Source organism: Gymnodinialimonas mytili (genome assembly GCF_037544085.1).
In the GTDB taxonomy this organism is placed as follows: Bacteria; Pseudomonadota; Alphaproteobacteria; order Rhodobacterales; family Rhodobacteraceae; genus Gymnodinialimonas; species Gymnodinialimonas mytili.
Window position 1 is genome coordinate 1748796 of record NZ_JBBIFW010000001.1, and the last position, 18549, is coordinate 1767344.

The 18549-nt window shown below is 60.4% G+C and carries 11 protein-coding genes; 7 read left to right on the forward strand and 4 right to left on the reverse strand.

Annotated features, from left to right (window positions below):
• Positions 1-14 precede the first annotated feature (14 nt).
• Entirely contained in the window at positions 15-4031 is a 4017-nt protein-coding gene (locus tag V8J82_RS08715) for a translocation/assembly module TamB domain-containing protein (protein WP_339974253.1), read from the reverse strand.
• The gene (locus V8J82_RS08720) at positions 4031-5827 is read right to left on the reverse strand and encodes an autotransporter assembly complex protein TamA (protein ID WP_339974255.1); all 1797 of its coding nucleotides are present in this window, start codon (positions 5825-5827) and stop codon (positions 4031-4033) included. The genes V8J82_RS08715 and V8J82_RS08720 overlap by 1 nt, the downstream gene beginning before the upstream one ends.
• Positions 5828-5973: 146 nt before the next feature.
• Here V8J82_RS08720 and V8J82_RS08725 point away from each other — a divergent pair, with 146 nt between their 5' ends.
• Complete coding sequence (locus tag V8J82_RS08725; protein WP_339974256.1) at positions 5974-6960, forward strand: complex I NDUFA9 subunit family protein; 987 nt, start codon at positions 5974-5976, stop codon at positions 6958-6960.
• A 10-nt stretch (positions 6961-6970) separates the two neighbouring features.
• Here the strand turns inward: V8J82_RS08725 and V8J82_RS08730 are convergent, their stop codons facing one another.
• Complete coding sequence (locus tag V8J82_RS08730) at positions 6971-7774, reverse strand: undecaprenyl-diphosphate phosphatase (protein WP_339974258.1); 804 nt, start codon at positions 7772-7774, stop codon at positions 6971-6973.
• 206 nt (positions 7775-7980) lie between these two features.
• Between V8J82_RS08730 and V8J82_RS08735 the strand changes: the two genes are divergently transcribed.
• The 5 genes from V8J82_RS08735 (at position 7981) to gltB (ending at position 15944) form a co-directional block, all read left to right on the forward strand.
• The gene (locus V8J82_RS08735; RefSeq protein WP_339974260.1) at positions 7981-9414 is read left to right on the forward strand and encodes an NAD(P)-dependent oxidoreductase; all 1434 of its coding nucleotides are present in this window, start codon (positions 7981-7983) and stop codon (positions 9412-9414) included.
• Between the two features lie 182 nt (positions 9415-9596).
• Positions 9597-10298, forward strand: a complete 702-nt coding sequence (locus tag V8J82_RS08740; RefSeq protein WP_339974262.1) for a hypothetical protein — start codon at positions 9597-9599, stop codon at positions 10296-10298.
• Positions 10299-10300: 2 nt separating this feature from the next.
• Entirely contained in the window at positions 10301-10951 is a 651-nt protein-coding gene (locus V8J82_RS08745; RefSeq protein ID WP_339974264.1) for a DUF4328 domain-containing protein, read from the forward strand.
• Positions 10948-11409 (forward strand): GFA family protein, encoded by a 462-nt coding sequence (locus V8J82_RS08750; protein WP_339974267.1) that lies wholly within the window; start codon positions 10948-10950, stop codon positions 11407-11409. The genes V8J82_RS08745 and V8J82_RS08750 overlap by 4 nt, the downstream gene beginning before the upstream one ends.
• Positions 11406-15944 (forward strand): glutamate synthase large subunit, encoded by a 4539-nt coding sequence (gene gltB, locus V8J82_RS08755; RefSeq protein WP_339974269.1) that lies wholly within the window; start codon positions 11406-11408, stop codon positions 15942-15944. Before V8J82_RS08750 ends, gltB begins: the two co-directional genes overlap by 4 nt.
• 134 nt (positions 15945-16078) lie before the next feature.
• Here gltB and serB read toward each other — a convergent pair whose 3' ends face one another.
• On the reverse strand, positions 16079-16954 hold the full coding sequence (serB, locus tag V8J82_RS08760; protein ID WP_339974271.1) for a phosphoserine phosphatase SerB: 876 nt from the start codon (positions 16952-16954) through the stop codon (positions 16079-16081).
• Between the two features lie 103 nt (positions 16955-17057).
• Here serB and V8J82_RS08765 point away from each other — a divergent pair, with 103 nt between their 5' ends.
• A complete protein-coding gene (locus V8J82_RS08765) occupies positions 17058-18542 on the forward strand; it encodes an alpha/beta fold hydrolase (protein ID WP_339974272.1) in 1485 nt (494 codons plus the stop codon).
• The last annotated feature ends 7 nt before the right edge of the window (positions 18543-18549 follow it).

Consider the following 18549-nt stretch of genomic DNA (forward strand, 5'->3'; position numbering starts at 1 on the left):
ACCCCAAGGGCGCGTCAATAGTCCTGCTCAAAGAAGATGCCCAGGCTTGACCCACCATCCGATCCAACCGACCCGCGCGCGGTGATATTGGGGGTCAGATCAATGTTGAGGGATAGATCGGCCTCTCCGTCGGCATTCACCGTTACGTCGGTGTAAATATTGTCCGATAGATAGCGCCCGGCAGTGACGGCTGCGTTGCCTTCTTCGTCTGTGGACAGGTCCAGATCGTCCAGACCCAGCCCATCTCGCAATCCAGCGACAAATCCGGCATTGGTTGACCCGCCCGCCAGTGACGTAGCGGCGTCGGCCAATTGGAGCAATTGCAGCGGTGACAGACCCGAAACGGAGCGCCCAAACAGCAACCGCGCCAGAACCTCGTCTTCGGGCAGGGAGGGGTCGGAGGCGAAGGTGATATCCGGATCCGATACCGGGCCTTCCATGCTGATGGTAATTTGGTAGCCGTTGGCGCGGCTGGTCGCCGCGATGCGCAAAAACGGGTCGAAACTGCCTTGCAGGGTCGCTTGCCCCTCGGTCAGGTCCAGGCGCGTGCCCAGAACCGACAGACGCCCCCGGATCAGATCAAAACGTCCGGTCGGGATCACGTTGGCCGTTGTTCCGAAAATCCGGATTGAGCCGCCAAATTCCGCATCCAGGCCACGCCCGCGCACGAAAATGCGGCTTGGCGCGTTGATGTTGATGTCCAAACCTGTGGCGTTGCTTCCGCCGCTGCCACCGCCATTGCCTGCCCCTTGTTGTGCCAAAAGGCCTGCAAAATTGCGGGTCAAACGCTGTTCCCGCGTCTCACCGACATGGCGGATATCGGGGATCGCCGCGCTGCCCGCCAAACTGGCTTCGGGCACCCGGATTTCGGATTCGCCAAGCGTGACATCTCCGCTGATCTGCGGTGCGACGGCCAAGCGCCCAGAAATGCTGAGCTCGGCCCGCTCGATCAGCGCATTGTAGAGCGTTGGATCGATCAGGCGCGCGTTGGAAAGTGACAGATCGACCTGCCCGTCCAGACCCGGTGATCCGAGGTTCAGCCCCCCGCCGATGGTCACTTGTCCACCGGTAGAAATCGCGCCGTTGCCAGACAGGTTCAATTGGCCCGACGATAGCTGCCCGGTCAGGTCGATGTTCTGGACCGCAAAGGACAGCGTCGGTGCCGAAAGCCGGGCGTCGCTTGTGCGCAATGTCCCCGATAATGCACCCAGCCCGGGTTGCCCGCGCATGGCGAGGTCGAAGGCGAGCGTTCCGGTAATGGAGCGTGGTCGAATGAATTGATTGGCAAGCGCAAGCGGCGCAGTGCCATTTGCGGTCAGATCGACGGAGCCATCGGGTAGCCCGACCTGCCCCGCAACATTTGCGTTCATGCCGCCAGGTCCGCCCAGATCCGCGACCACGCGCCAGGGCTCTGTGCCTGTGCGGGTGATCGTGGCATCGGCGGTCGCTGCGCCCGAAAGCGCATCGGTGAAAAGTCCGACATTTGCCAGCCGGGCGGTGATGTCGATTTCGCTATCTTCGGGCCCGATGCGTGCCGCGCCACTGGCCCGAAGCGCGTTGCCCTGCAAAGACAGATCACTTAGCGTCAGAACCTCATCGGCGCGAACGGCCGTCACCGACAGATCCGTGCGCCCCGCCAGCAATCCACGTGGGACAGCGTTGCCCAGGCTCAGATCTTGCGCGCTGGCGACGAGGGCCAGATTAAAATCCTGTGTTTCGGCATCGAATGCGCCGGTGACATCCGCTGCAATCTCGCTTGACCCGCGCAGCGCGAGATTGACATTGAATGGATCGGTACCCGTCCGCGCGACGTCACCATTGATAGTGACAGGGCCTGACATCATGTCGGTGAAAACACCGATATCAGCCAAACGCGCCTCAAGGCTTACGTCACTGTCGCTTGGACCCAAGCGCGCATCACCCGAGGCCTGGATTGCGGTATTTTCCAGTTCGAAGTTGCTGAGGCTGAAGGTTTCCCCGGCCTTGATCAGTTGCGCTGTCAGATCGGTGCGCCCGGACAACAGCTCAGGCGGCACGGCATCGCCCAGGCTCAGATCCTGCGCGCTGGCAACAAGCACCAGGCTAAAGTCCTGCGTTTCGGCATCCAGAGCACCGGTGATATCGGCCAGAATATCGCTGGGCCCGCGCAAAGACACATCGACATTGAACGGCTCGGTGCCGCTGCGCGCGATATCGGCGCGGATCGAAGCGGGACCAGACAACATATCGGTGAACAGACCCACATCGGCCAGATCGAAATCGGCCTGCAGGCTGGTATCGCCGGACGACACGCTGACATCGCCTGTCAGAGCCAATTCAGCGTTTTCGAGCGTCAAATCCTCGATCCGCGTACCCGAACCATCGCGGATCGCGCGCAAGTTCAAATCGGTCTGCCCGGCGAATAGTTCAGGCGGCACATTGTCGACAAATACCAGGTCTTGCCCGGTGCCGGACAGGGACAGGTCGAACGCGCCTGACAGTGCCTCGACTTGGCCCGATATGTTGGTTGTCACGCTGCCGGTCAGGGGTTGACCTGCAATGGCGGCGAAGCGATCCAGGGCTCCGATCTCAGCAGCAAGATCCAGGGCAACGTCTACAACCCCTTCGCCCGACATCGCGGTCGCATTCCCGGCAAGTTGCATGTCACCCGAAGCGACCGTCAGATCGGACAGGATCACGGGGGCGCCGTTAACCCAGGAAAGATCGGCTGCGACGCTCAATGCTTCACCGATGGCTTCGGCCAGAGCTGGATCGGTGTGGGTTGCGCCATCGAGTTGCGCTTGTAATACGGCGGTTGCGGCCTCAACCCCGGTATCGGTGATCGCCGCGATCCCTTCGAGCCGTAGGGCTGTGGTTTCCAGCGCAAAATCATCGGCGGTGAGCCCGTCGATATCTGCGGTCAGCGCGTAGTTTTCCCCAGCCTCGCGATCATAGGTCAGCGCAAGCGTTGCTGCACGCAGTCGCACATCGGCCCCCGTCGATGGCAGCCGTACCGTATCGCCATCGGGTGGCGTAATGGCACCCGTCAGGTTGAGGCGTGTCGGCAACCCATTCGGTCCAAGTGCCAGATCACCTTGTAGATCCAAGGCGGCGGATTGCAGCGACAGCTCATCCAGCGTTGTTCCACCGCTTTCGCTTTGTGCAACTTCGGCCCGAAGGCGCGTGTCATCGCCGAAAAACTCCTGATATTCCGGCAGAAGCAGAGGCGTTATGTCACCACCGATATCCGCAGTCAGCGTTTGTGTCCCATCGTCGCTTTCGGTCGAGATCACTTGCCCCGTGATGCGGTCTTGGCCATCGGTGGCCAGGGCGATATCGGCGGTAAATGCGTCAAGCGGACCGTTTCCCTGTACGCTCAGGTTCAGGTCCGGACGACCGGGCAGGCCCAGAAGCTCTGCCGCCAAACCGCCGGGTTCCTCGTCCAGGATGAGCGATAGGCTCAATTCGCGAGTGTCGTTTTCGAATGCGGCGTTCAGGTCGAACTGGCCGCGGGGGCCATCAAGCCGATTCAGGTGGATATCTGCGGCACCAGACCCGCCCAACAGCGAGGCCGTCCCATCGATTGAAAGCTGTGCGGCAATGCCGAACAGCGCCTCACCCAACACAACCTCGTTGATCGCAAATTCGCCGATTTCGACACTCACCGGCAGGTTCGGCAGTGAAAATGGCTGCGCCTCGGCGCTGGGCACATCGACGCTGTCTTCGGTCAGTGGTGGCCGTATGACCTCAAGTCGCTCTGCCGTCAGGGCGTTGACTTGCAACGCGCCACGCAGCAATGCGCTGCGGTTCCAATCCAAGGTGGCCCCTTCAAGGATCAACCAGGCGCCATCGACATCGGAAATCGTCAGCCGATCCAACGTGGCCTGGGATGATAGCGCGCCTTCAAATCCTTGGATCGAGACCTGCCGCGCTGCGCCGTCCGACAATTGATCTTCCAGCAGGCGGCTGAGAATTGTGCCGCCGTCTTCCTCCTGCGCGAGTGCAAGTGACGGAAGCAGCAACAGCCCGATGACGATCCAAATCCAACGCATCAAAACGCGTGTCCAATTCCGATATAGATAAACAAGCTTTCGCCGACGTCCGGGCCTTCGACCGGTGTCGCAAGGTCTACACGGATCGGGCCGAATGGGGTCGCGTAGCGCACGCCAAGCCCGGCGCCTGCATGCCAATCCCCGTCGCTGCCCGAGGCATCTGCGCCAACGTAACCGGCATCCGCAAAGGCCACGAGGCCGAAATTCGTATCGCCGATATCCTGCCGGAATTCGCCGGACAGGCCCAAGAAGCTGCGTCCACCGCTTTCGACACCCAATTGCGTGGCGCCGAGCGATTGATATTCGACACCGCGCACCGTGCCGGACCCGCCCGAGAAAAACAGGAAGCTTGGTGGGATATCCGTGATCTCACCACCCACAACGCTGCCGACTTGCACGCGCCCGGCCACACGACTGGCATTGTCTTCGCCAAAGCCAAGATAGGCCCGGCCATCGATGAAGACGCGACCACCGCCGGAGCCTTCGCTGGTCACGAAGGGTGTGGCATCTGCCTGAATATAGAACAGTTCGCGGGCATCCAGAGGGTCATCGCGCCGATCCCAGGTGAGGCTGGCCGGCAGGCTGAACAATGTGATCTGGCGATCGCCGAAATCGTCATCGATGTCGAAATATTGCAGACTTGCCCCAAGGCTGCCGGTCAATGTGCGGCTGAAATTGTGGCTGACGCCTGCCTCGATCCCGACCGTGCCCAGATTAAACAGAGGCTCATTCAGATATTCGGCACCCAATTCGGTATAGAATGTGGTGTCTGGCGTGAATGTCGCCGGGCGCGAATAGCGCAGCGTGATCGACGCATCTGCCCCGGCCAGATCGGTATCCGAGAATTCCTCGCTCCCGATCCCGCTGATCTCACCTTCGATGCGTAATCGCTCAGCACCGCCAAACAGATTGCGGTGCAGCCAGAACGCGCTGATCGTTGCGCCATCCGCTGTGGACAGTTCAGCGCCGAAGCCAAAGCGGCGCGGGGGGCTTTCCACCAAGGTTGCCGTAATATCCATAGTGCCGTCCGGCCCGACCTCACCTTCTTGCAAGGCAATGGCCGAGAAGACGCCCGTATCTTGAAGGCGGCCTTCGACCCGGTCGAGCGTCTCGGGCGAAAACACATCGCCTTGGGGCAGGCCCGCGATGGCCAGAATACGGTCTTGCCGCATCCTATCGTGGCCCTCTGGCCGCAACTGACCAAACCGCACGACGGGGCCGGGTTCGATCCGAACAGAGATATCAAGGATCGCTTCAGGGTTCCGGGCGGTTACGTTTTGACCGCCGACATCCGCTGTCGCGTGGCCGATCTGTCGCCACGCATCGATGGCCACACCGGTTGTGTCACGCAGCAGGCCGGTTGTTGCAGGTCCGCTGGGTCGGAAATCCTCTGGTAGGTCGGTTTCCGGGGCGAGCGGCCCGATTTCCGCGGTGCCCAACGCGAAGGTCGGACCCGGTTCCACTTGCACGGTGATTTGCGACACGGTCCGCGGTGCGTCGAAGGCCGAGATGCGGGCCGCTTCGCGTCCGTCGATCCCGATGCGCACCACCGGCGCGAAATGTCCTGCATCGTACAAGGCCGCCACCAAACGCGCATAGTCCGCGCGGGCTGCGGCCACCCAATCCTGGGCAGTTCGCGGCTCTTCTGTGTCTTGCAGAAGGACCGATGCGGCGCGAAGCCGATCGCTCAGATCTTCATCATCGCCCGCGACACGGAAATCCACATCCTGGGCTGAAGCGCTGCCTGCAGTCAGGAAAAAGGCAATCGCGATAGGTAAAATGTATCGAATATGCATGAGATGTAATTAGTTTGATCCATGGCATAACGCCAGCGATATACCTGTGGTTCCCGTATGCCGCGTGAAATTGAGACCTTTTGCGCCTTGCCGCGCCGTGAGCCCCTGCGTATCACCGCCCTAAGACGCGACCGAAGGATCTGACCATGGCAAAACTCGTCACCATTTTTGGCGGTTCAGGCTTTGTGGGCCGCTATATCGCGCGGCGCATGGCCAAACAGGGATGGCGTGTCCGCGTAGCGGTTCGTCGCCCGAACGAGGCGCTGTTCGTAAAGCCCTATGGTGTCGTCGGACAGGTCGAGCCGATCTTGGCGAACATCCGTGACGATACCTCGGTCAGGGCTGCGATCCACGGCGCGGATGCGGTCGTCAACTGTGTCGGAACGTTTGATGCAGGTGGCAAAAACAACTTTCAAGCGGTTCAGAACGAAGGTGCCGCGCGGATCGCACGCATTGCGGCTGAAGAAGGCGCGGCGCGTATGGTGCATATCTCGGCCATCGGGGCTGATGTCGATGGCAACAGCCTGTATGCGCGCAGCAAAGGCCAGGGCGAAGAGGCCGTGCGAGAGGCCTTTCCCGATGCCATGATCTTGCGCCCCTCTGTCGTGTTCGGGCCTGAGGATCAGTTCTTTAACCGGTTTGCGGCTATGACGCGGATGGGCCCAATTTTGCCCGTCGCCGGAGCGGAGACGAAATTTCAGCCCGTTTATGTGGATGATGTCGCCCATGCCGCGATGCTGGGCGCGCTTGGTGAAGCCGAAGGCGGTATCTACGAGCTGGGCGGGCCCGATGTCGAAAGCTTCCGTGTGTTGATGCAACGCATGTTGGGTGTCATTCGGCGTCGTCGCCTGATCCTGAACATCCCGTTCTTTGTCGCGGGGATTATGGGAGCGGTGTTTGATCTGCTACAGACCCTGACCTTTGGTCTCTTCCACAACGGTATTTTGACGCGCGATCAGGTGCGCAGCTTGCGGTCTGACAACGTCGTGCAAGACGGTGCAAAGACACTTACGGATCTTGGCATTTCCGCGACGTCGATGGATGTGGTGCTGGACGATTACCTATGGCCCTTCCGACCAGCTGGGCAATATGCGGAAATCACCGAAAACGCCCGGAACCTGCGCCAGGAATAGTGGCTTTCGGTTAGGAATAGGCAATCCACAGCAAGATCACGCCCAATACAACGCGGTAGATCACATAGGGCGTGAAGCTTACGCTTTTCAGCAGGCGGAACATCAGGATGAGCGCCAGAAGCGCTGCAACAAATGACAGCGCGGCAGCAATCGCGCCGTCCCAAGCAGCGGTAGCATCGGCTTGGCTGATCACCTTGGCCCCTGAAAAGATACCCGACGCCAAGATCGTTGGAATCGACATCAGCATGGCGATTCGCGCAGCACCTTCACGGTCGTAGCCCAGATAGCGACCTGCCGTGATGGTGATGCCGGACCGTGACGTGCCGGGGATAAGCGATATCGCTTGGCACAGACCAATGATGATGGCGTCACGCCGATTCCAATCCGCGGCGACTTTGGTCAGGGGGCCGTTCTGGTCCGCCCAGTACAAGACCACGCCGAAAATCAGCATGGTCCAGCCAATAACGGCAATCGAGCGCAGGTGCTCATACAGGCCGGTCATTTCAAGAACGATGCCGAACAAAATGACAGGAATGGTGGAGATCAGCAAAAGGAAGGCTAATTTGGCGCCAGGCGTATCCAAGCGACCCATCAGCATTCTGGGCGTCCCGATCAGAGCAGTTTTAACATCCGTCCAGAAATAGAGGACGACAGCGCCCAATGTCCCGACATGGGCGGCGACGTCGATGACCTGCCCTTGGTCCTCAAGTCCCGTCAATCCGGGCAAGAGAATCAGGTGACCAGAGGATGAAACCGGCAAAAACTCAGTGATGCCCTGGATCATAGCCAGCAAAAACAAATGCAAGAAGGTCAAGGGAACGAGACCTCGGACTGTTTCAGCGCTCTGTTATCAAATACATTTTTCATTAAAGGTAACACATACTGCCATATTAACCTTGTCGGATACGACACTTCAGGTCTCATTTCTGGGATATGACGGATAAAAGGTCAGCATAACTGTCTTTATCTCTCCGAGAACACCTAGTATACGGGCGCTCCGGAGCAGAGGGAGCATCGGTTTTGGCTAAGCAACCCATGTTGAAATTTGTCACGGTTGGCAAGGAAATGCCGCAAAAGCGGCAAGCGGACCAGCGCAAAGAAGATTTTGCCGAAATCTACGGCGAATATGCGCGTGAAAAGGCGGAAGAACAGGCAGGACGCTGCAGTCAGTGCGGCGTGCCCTATTGCCAGTCGCATTGTCCCTTGCACAACAACATCCCCGATTGGTTGAAATTGACCGCCGAGGGTCGGCTGCGCGAGGCGTATGAGGTCAGTCAGGCGACGAATACCTTCCCCGAGATTTGTGGTCGTATCTGCCCGCAAGATCGCCTTTGCGAAGGCAATTGCGTGATTGAACAATCGGGTCACGGCACCGTCACCATTGGTTCGGTCGAAAAATACATCACCGATACCGCCTGGGAGGAAGGCTGGGTGCAGCCCATCGCGCCATCGGTGGAGCGTGCTGAATCCGTCGGGATCATCGGCGCCGGGCCCGGCGGCCTGGCCGCAGCCGATATGCTGCGCCGTGCAGGTCTGCAGGTGACCGTCTATGACCGCTATGATCGGTCGGGCGGCCTGATGGTCTACGGTATTCCCGGCTTCAAGCTGGAAAAAGACGTGGTCGTGCGTCGCAATGAACAATTGGAACAGGGCGGCGTCGAGTTCGTATTGAATTGCGATGTGGGCCAAGACATCACCTTTGCCGAGATCCGCGAAAAGCATGACTTCGTGGTCGTCGCCACGGGTGTTTACAAATCGCGCGAACTGCCGGGGCCCGGTGCAGGCGCCGATGGGATTGTCCGCGCGATCGACTTCCTGACCGCCTCGAACCGCAAGGGCTTTGGCGACGCCGTGCCAGAGTTCGATTCCGGCGAGTTGAATGCAGAAGGCAAGCGCGTCGTCGTTATCGGCGGCGGCGATACCGCCATGGATTGCGTCCGCACTGCCACCCGGCAAGGCGCCACCAGCGTGAAATGCCTGTATCGTCGCGACAAAGCGAATATGCCAGGATCGCAGCGTGAGGTTCAGAATGCCGAGGAAGAGGGCGTAGACTTCGTCTGGCTGTCCGCACCGAAGGGCTTCACCGGTGACAAGGTCGATGGCGTGATGGTGCAAAAGATGCGGCTGGGAGCGCCGGATGTGACGGGCCGCCAATCCCCCGAGGTGATTGAAGGCGCCGATTATGTCGAAGGCGCCGATATGGTGATCAAGGCTCTTGGATTCGAGCCCGAGGATCTGCCGGTCTTGTGGGACACGCCCGAGCTTGAGGTGACCCGCTGGGGCACGATCAAGACGAACTTTGCGACCCACGAAACCGCCTTGGAAAACGTCTTTGCCGTCGGGGATATCGTGCGCGGCGCGTCATTGGTCGTCTGGGCGATCCGCGACGGGCGCGAGGCCGCCGAAGCGATCCTGGAGCGGGTGAGAACCGGGTCGGTGATGGCAGCGGAATAAGGGCAAAGCGACAAATAAGGTATATCAATCGCCGGTTTTCGATCCTCAATTTCGATCGGAAGACATGGTGATTTATATCAATTTCGATGTGCGATCGTGGTTAATAGGACAGAAGGGCTGATATGATGCCTGCCATTCGTAGACAGTTTCTTAACACCGCTCTGGGATGTGCGGTGCTGTGCATGGCGCCGACCCTTCTACACGCGCAAATTTTGCCGGGCGGTAGCGAATTCCAGGTGCCTGACGGCTGCAGCGCCTTCCTGACGGTCCAAAGCCGGTCTTGTCTCGTCTCGCATATGTGGCGCTGCGCGGGGGAGCCTGACGGATCCCACTGGCGGGCGACGCTCGATCAGGATGGCGCATTCTATCTCAATTACACGGATGCGGAATTCCGCTGGCTCTACTCGGTCAACTTGCGCAGCGGCAGCCAGGACACTTTGATTGAGCCCGAAGATGATCCGGCCAGTTTGACCGAGTTGCTGGAGACCGGCAGCGATACGATGGTGTTCTCGATCCGCGAAGAATCGGGTCTTGGTACGTTTCAACGCGACTATACCGGGTTCGATCAATTGACCGGCGAGCAGGTCGTCATTGATGGCGAACCGCTGGAGGTCACGCAATTCGCCTATCAATGGGAAACCGGGGGCGGGCCTCGCGCGACCGAAGGGACCCAATTTGTGAGCCGCAACTGGCGATTGTTTTTCGGTGGTGTTGAGACAATCACGCTGCCGAGTGGCGAGTCCGTCGAGGTCAATTACAGCCCCGTAGAATTTGCCGAACCGGGCGAGCCTGGCTTCCTGAGTACCACGCCGGAATATGATTGCGGTGGTATTCTGTCTGGTCTGCCCGGACCTCGCGATCACCTTCCGACGGAGCACGGCTGACCATGCCCTATAGATTGATCCATACTGCGCGGATCGCGTCGATCATGCTTTTTGTCTATTGCGCGGCGGAGGTGGCATTCATTTGGAATTCACTCCAGATGTTGAGTTTCTTGAATTTGGTGGAGACGTCGAGCGATCAGGCGGCGATTGATGCCCAGGCCGAACGGATCGACGGCATTGCCATTTTTGTTGGCGGGTTTTTCATTTTCGCTGTGGTTGCAAGCTTTGTTTCAGGTGGGATGTGGATCTATCGCGCCTGCGCCAATTCCTTGGCGGTGCGACCCAATCCCGAAGCCATCACGCCTGGTTGGGCGGTGGGGTGGTTCGCCGTGCCCTTCGCGAATTTGTGGATGCCGTTCAAAGCGATGCGCCAGACCTGGAACGGATTGCATGGCAATCCCGATCTCGACGGACCAGTACCGGTCTGGATGCGCGCCTGGTGGGGTTTTTGGCTGTTGGGCAACATGGTGTCAATCCTCGCCAATCGGATCAACCTGGATGCTGTGACGTTAAATGACTACCGAACCGGATCCAGCCTTGATCTGGTATCCTCTGTCCTATCGATCGGTGCTGCGTTGCTGTTTCGGCATCTGATCGTAACGCTGACCCGCGTCAGCGCCGAAGCGCAGAAGATGGATGAGGTGTTCGCATGAGCATTGCTGATCCATATCGCAGAAGCGGACAGCTTGATGGAAAGTGCCTATGTGGCAGTGTCGGCTTGCATATTGATGGCGACTATGTCGCTGCGATCGGGGTCTGCCATTGTTCCAACTGTCAGCGTTCCAACGGTACCGCCTGGGGGGCGTTTCAGGCCTCGCCCGATGCGGTGCGGATCACCGGTAATGTTGCGCGCTATGCATCGGCACCGTTTGCCGAGCGCGTGTTCTGCCCCGTCTGCGGCAGCAACCTATGGCTGCGTGATACAGACGCCAAAGACGCGCCCTACGAATTCATGCCCGCCTTGTTTCCGGAGGCCGCGGATTTTCCTCTGATCTCTGAGGTCTATAGCGACCGGGCGCCTGCCTATGCGTCCTTTGCGGGCGATCATCGCCGCGTCACGCGCGCCGAATACGAAGCCAAGAACCCCCATGTCGAGGGAGATATGCCATGACCAAATTTGACCAGATCTGGGCCGTTGCCGAGGCCGAAAAGCGCGCATGGATGGAAGAGAACACGTTGTTCCGTGAGGAACATGAGCATTCCTCCTGCGGGGTTGGCTTGGTTGTGGCCATTGATGGTCAGCCGCGCCGCTCGGTCGTTGAGGCCGGGATTGATGCGCTTAAGGCGATCTGGCATCGGGGCGCCGTGGATGCGGACGGCAAGACTGGCGATGGTGCGGGTATCCATGTGCAGATCCCCGTGGAGTTCTTCTACGACCAGGTGCGGCGCACCGGGCATGAGCCCAAGATGGACGAGATGATGGCGGTGGGTCAGGTCTTCCTGCCGCGCAGCGACTTCGGCGCGCAAGAGGTCTGCCGGACCATCGTGGAATCCGAAGTGCTACGGATGGGCTATTCGATCTATGGCTGGCGCCATGTGCCGGTCGAAGTGTCGTGCCTGGGCGAAAAGGCGAATGCGACCCGGCCCGAGATCGAGCAGATCATCATCTCGAACGCGAAGGGCGTCGATGAAGAGACGTTCGAGCGGGAATTGTATGTGATCCGCCGCAAGATCGAAAAGGCTGCTGCGACGGCAGGTGTGCGCGAATTGTATCTGTGCAGCCTGTCCTGCCGGAGTATCATTTATAAGGGTATGATGCTGGCCGAGCAGGTGGCCGAGTTCTATCCGGACCTGATGGATGAGCGGTTCGAAAGCGCGTTCGCGATTTACCATCAGCGCTATTCGACGAACACGTTCCCGCAATGGTGGTTGGCGCAGCCCTTCCGCATGTTGGCCCATAACGGCGAGATCAACACGCTGAAGGGCAATGTGAACTGGATGAAGAGCCACGAGATCCGCATGGCCTCGGCCACGTTCGGGGATATGGCGGAAGACATCAAACCGATCATCGCATCGGGCGCGTCGGATTCCGCGGCGTTGGATGCGGTGTTCGAGGTGCTGGTGCGGGCCGGGCGCAGCGCGCCGATGGCCAAGACGATGCTGGTGCCCGAAAGCTGGTCGAAACAGGCGACCGAATTGCCGCAGGCCTGGCAGGATATGTATTCGTACTGCAATTCGGTGATGGAGCCCTGGGACGGCCCGGCTGCCCTGGCGATGACCGATGGGCGTTGGGTTTGCGCCGGGCTCGACCGGAATGGGTTGCGCCCGATGCGTTATGTGGTGACGGGCGATGGCTTGCTGATAGCGGGGTCCGAGACCGGGATGGTGCCGATCAACGAGGCGACGGTTGTCGAAAAAGGCGCGCTTGGTCCTGGACAGATGATTGCCGTCGATATGCAGGAACAGGCCCTGTTCCACGACATGGAAATCAAAGACGCTTTGGCCGGTGCGCGGCCCTTCGGCGAATGGGTTGGCAAGATCACCAACCTCGAGGAGGAGATGGACGGCCTGACCGAAAAGGCGCTGTTCAATGGCGGTGATCTGCGGAAACGGCAGATCGCGGCAGGCTATTCGGTGGAAGAGCTGGAACAGATCCTCGCCCCTATGGCCGAGGACGCCAAAGAAGCGCTGGCCAGCATGGGTGATGACACGCCAAGCGCCGTTCTGAGTTCGGTCTACCGGCCGCTTAGTCACTATTTCCGGCAGAATTTCAGCCAGGTGACGAACCCGCCCATCGACAGCTTGCGCGAATTCCGCGTCATGAGCCTAAAGACCCGTTTCGGGAACCTCAAAAACGTCTTGGATGAGGATTCCAGCCAGACCGAGATCCTGATGCTGGACAGCCCCTTTGTGGGAAACGCGCAGTTCGACAAGATGGTGGAGCATTTCCAAAGCTCTGTCGTTGAGATCGATTGTACCTTTGCCGCCAACGCTGGGCCGGGTGCGCTGCGTGACGGGCTGGCGCGGATCCGGGGCGAGGCCGAAGATGCCGTGCGCTCAGGTGCCGGGCATCTGGTGTTGACCGATCAGGGTCAGGGCGAGGCGCGCGTGGCGATGCCGATGATCCTGGCGACCTCGGCGGTGCATTCAGGCCTGACGCAGAAAGGTCTGCGGACCTTCTGTTCGCTGAATGTGCGGTCGGCGGAATGTATCGATCCGCATTACTTTGCGGTTCTGGTGGGCTGCGGTGCGACCACGGTGAATGCCTATCTGGCGCAGGATTCCATCGCCGACCGGATCGAACGGGGCCTTTTGAACGTCAGCCTGACCGAGGCGATGGCGCGGTATCGTGCGGCGATTGATGCGGGCCTTCTGAAAATCATGGCGAAGATGGGGATCAGTGTGATTTCCAGCTATCGCGGTGGTTTGAACTTCGAGGCCGTGGGCCTCAGTCGCGCGATGGTGGCTGATTACTTCCCCGGTATGCTTAGCCGGATCAGCGGCATCGGTGTCAGCGGTCTGCAAAAGGCGGTTGAGGACGTCCACGCGAAAGGCTTCCTGGGTGGCCGCGATGTGCTGCCGATTGGTGGGTTCTACAAGGCGCGCCGGTCGGGAGAGACCCATGCCTGGCAGGCGACGACCATGCATATGATGCAGGCGGCGTGCGACAGGTCCTCTTACGCGTTGTGGAAGCAGTATTCGGAGAAGATGCGGAGCAACCCGCCGATCCATCTGCGCGATTTGCTGGACATGAAGCCCTTGGGCAAGCCGATATCGATTGATGAGGTCGAAAGCGTGACTTCGATCCGGAAACGCTTTGTGACGCCGGGCATGTCGCTGGGTGCGCTGAGCCCTGAGGCGCACAAGACCCTCAATGTGGCGATGAATCGGATTGGCGCGCGGAGCGATAGCGGTGAGGGCGGCGAAGACCCGGCGCATTTTGTGCCGGAACCGAACGGCGACAACCCGTCTGCGAAGATCAAGCAGGTGGCCTCCGGGCGCTTTGGCGTGACCGCCGAATATCTGAACCAATGCGAAGAGCTTGAAATCAAGGTCGCGCAGGGTGCCAAGCCCGGTGAGGGTGGGCAACTGCCCGGCATGAAGGTCACCGACCTGATCGCGCGGCTGCGGCATTCGACCAAGGGTGTGACGCTGATCTCACCCCCGCCGCACCACGACATCTACTCGATCGAGGATCTGGCGCAGCTGATCTACGACCTGAAACAGATCAACCCGCGCTGTAAGGTGACGGTGAAGCTGGTGGCGTCGTCTGGCGTTGGAACTATCGCCGCCGGTGTGGCGAAGGCCAAGGCCGACGTGATTCTGATTTCCGGTCACAACGGTGGGACTGGCGCCTCGCCTGCGACCTCGATCAAATATGCCGGTCTGCCCTGGGAGATGGGCCTAACCGAGGCACATCAGGTGCTGAGCATGAACCATCTGCGGGATCGGGTGACGCTGAGGACCGATGGCGGACTGCGCACCGGGCGCGATATCGTCATGGCGGCGATGCTGGGGGCCGAGGAATACGGCATCGGCACCGCGGCGCTAATCGCGATGGGCTGCATCATGGTGCGGCAATGCCAGTCGAATACCTGCCCGGTCGGTGTCTGCACCCAGGATGAGAGCCTGCGCGAGAAATTCACCGGCAACGCGGACAAGGTCGTGAATCTGATCACCTTCTACGCCGAAGAGGTGCGCGAGACGCTGGCCAGCATCGGCGCGCGGTCCTTGGAAGAGGTGATCGGGCGTGCGGATCTGCTGACCCAGGTCAGCCGGGGCGCAGCACATCTGGACGATCTGGATTTGAACCCGCTGTTGATCACCGTCGATGGTGCGGATCGGATCGAGTACAACCGTGATCGCCCCCGCAATGCCGTGCCGGACACGCTGGACGCGCAGATTGTGGCCGATGCGGATCGGTTCCTGAAGGATGGCGAGAAGATGCAACTGTCCTATGCGGTGCAGAACACCTTGCGCACCATCGGGACCCGCACGTCGAGCCATATCGTGCAGCGGTTTGGGATGCGGAACGATTTGCAGGACGACCATCTGACCGTGAAGCTGAAAGGCTCGGCCGGGCAATCGCTGGGCGCGTTTGCGGCGCCGGGGCTGAAGCTGGAGGTCTCGGGCGATGCCAACGATTACGTCGGAAAGGGTCTAAGTGGCGGAACAGTAGTGGTTCGCCCGCCGATGGCCTCGCCCCTTGTCGCGTCGGAGAATGTCATCATCGGCAACACGGTGCTTTATGGCGCGACGGACGGGTATCTGTTTGCCGCGGGCCGGGCAGGTGAGCGGTTCGCCGTGCGGAACTCGGGCGCCAAGGTGGTGATCGAGGGCTGTGGCTCGAACGGGTGTGAGTACATGACCGGCGGGGTTGCGGTGATCCTTGGCGGGATCGGGGCGAATTTCGGGGCTGGTATGACCGGTGGCATGGCTTATCTTTATGATCCAGAGGGCGAGGCGCAGGTGAATATGAACCTGGAGACGCTGGTGACCTGTGCGGTGACGGTGGATCATTGGGAAGAGCAGTTGCGCGGTCTGGTGGAGCGGCATGCCGCGGAAACCGGGAGCGTGAAAGCCCGCGATATCCTACAGCATTGGGACGTCGAGCGCGGAAACTTCCTGCAGGTCTGCCCGAAAGAGATGCTGGACAAACTGCCCGCGCCACTCGGCACCGAAGAGATCGCGGTTCCGGCGGAGTAGGAGGCAGGCTCTCCCGTGTTAGGGTCATGCCTGTTGGCATGGCCCGTCACTTTGGGCCCGGCGCGCGGGGCGGCCTTCGGCCACGTCCGCGCGCCCATCGCACTATGCAAGCGTTGGGGCGGTAAGGCGCCGGTCTAGGGTGTGACGAATTCCGACTTCACATAGCCTTGCACGTAGAGCAAAGCGCGCAAGTCACCGTGGTTGATGCGGATCTGGGCCTGTTCCTGGACAATTGGTTTGGCGTGTAGCGCGACGCCGGTGCCCGCCTTTTGCAGCATGCCCAGATCATTGGCGCCATCGCCCACGGCGATGACATCGGCGGGCGTTAGACCCTGTTCGGCGGTGATCCGGTCGAGCGCGGCGACTTTCGCATCGCGGCCCAGGATCGGGCGGGCGACATCGCCGGTCAGCTCTCCATCCTCGGCCAGAAGCGTATTGGCGTGGTGTTCATCGAAACCGAGCTTTACGGCGATGGCGCCGGTGAAGGCGGTGAAGCCCCCGGAAACGAGCGCACAATGGGCGCCGTTGGCTTTCATCGTCGCCAATAGGATGTCGCCGCCGGGCATCAGCGTGATGCGGTTGGTCAGCACGGTTTGGATCGTCGCCTCGGGCAGGCCTTTCAGAAGCGCGACCCGTTCGAGCAGGGCGGCTTCGAAATCCAACTCGCCATTCATCGCGCGGGCCGTGATTGCGGCGACCTGTTCACCGACCCCGGCCTCGGCGGCCAACTCGTCGATGCATTCCTGCTGGATCATCGTGCTGTCCATATCGGCCAGGAGCATCTTGCGCTTGCGGTCGCCCTTCGGCTGCACAGCCAGATCCACGCCCTCCGCACTGAGGCTTTCATAGACCGTTTCGATGCTTTTCGGCACTTTGGGAATGTCAAACTCGGCGGCGTGGTTCGGGTCGAGCCATATCGCATCGCTGCCGCCCATGGCATTACGCAGATTCGCGACAAGCTCCCGGTCGAGGAACATGGCCGAGTTGGTCATTAGGGTCACAGTGAACATAGAATGCCGTCGCTTTTCATTGGCTGTTGGATGAGCTTAGTCTGCGGCGCGATCAGGGACCAGAGCATTGGCGCGGAGCGCGCGCTGCGCTACATGCCCAGCGATGGGACGGTATGCTTGGAATTGGGCCTTTTCGGTACTGGCGTTGAGCGCACTGATCGCGGGCATTGTGCTTTTGGAACGCGCCCGGTTCGGGTTGGAGATCCGCCAGGATATCGTGGGCTCGACACCGGTGACGGTGACGCAACAGCCAGGCGCCACGGGGCCTGTGATTATCATCGTGCACGGTTTTGCAGGGTCAAGCCAGATGATGTCGGCCTGGTCGCAGAGCTTTGCGCGCGCTGGATACATCGCCGTGGCGCTGGATCTGGAGGGTCACGGACGCAATCCACAGCCGATGTCCGGTGATGTCACGGCGATTGATGGGACGACACGCCTTTTGATGGCGGAAATTGCGCGCGTGACCGATTGGGCGGTGGATCTGCCCGGTGCCGATGCGCGCGTGGCCTTGGTGGGGCATTCCATGTCATCTGATCTGGTGGTGCGGGCGGGCATCTCCGACGCGCGTGTCGCCTCGATCGTTGGGATATCCGTGTTTTCGCAAGCCATCACGATGGAAGCGCCGGAAAACCTCTTGATGGTGAATGGCGTCTGGGAGGGCGCTTTGCGGACCGAGGCGCAACGGGTGATGGCAGAATTGGACGCCGTGGAGGGCGAGACGGTCGGGACGCCTGGTGATGGTTTCGCGCGGCGGGCCGTTGCCGTGCCCTATGCCGAACATGTCGGGATCTTGTGGGCGCCCGGTGGCTTGCGGGAAGCGGTCGCATGGGTTGATGACACATTGATGCGCGAAAGCGAGGCTGGGGTCGCGCGACTAGGCCTTGGGATACTGCTGATGCTGGCGGGCGCTGTCATGTTGGCCCGGCCCTCGGCCGCGTGGCTTCCTCAAGGCGCCCCGCCGGCGCCGTTGCCGCGCCGCATGTTTTGGGCACTGAGTGTGATCCCCGCCCTGATTGTGCCGCCCATCGCCGTGCAGGTCGAGGTCGGTGCGCTTCCGGTTTTGGTGGCTGACTATCTAACCGTCCACCTGGCTTTGTATGGCGGATTCGTGCTGTTTGGCGCCTTTTTGGCGGGTTGGCGGCCCGATCTGCGCGGGTGGTTCTGGGGGCTTGCGCTGGCTGTATTTGGTTTGGGTCTGTTTGGTCTGTTGATGGACCGGTATGTGGCGTCTTTCTTTCCGCATATGGGACGTGTCGCCATCATCGCCGCGATTGTACCGGGCGCTGTTCTGGCCATGTGGGGCGACGCCGTTCTGACAAGGGCCACAGCAGCGAGCTTGTGGCAAAGAATTGTGGTGCGCGGTGCGTTTCTGGGGTCGCTTGGATTTGCGGTCGCTCTTGATTTCGAGCGGCTGTTCTTCCTGGTGCTGATCTTCCCGGTTGTGCTTCTGTTTTACGGGACCTTCGGGATGATGGGGCGGTGGGTCGGACGGCGCACCGGATCGACGCTGGCTGTTGGGCTTGGACTCGGCCTGTTGCTGGGCTGGGCGCTGGGCGTGAGTTTCCCGATGTATGTGGCGGAAGGCTGATATAGCG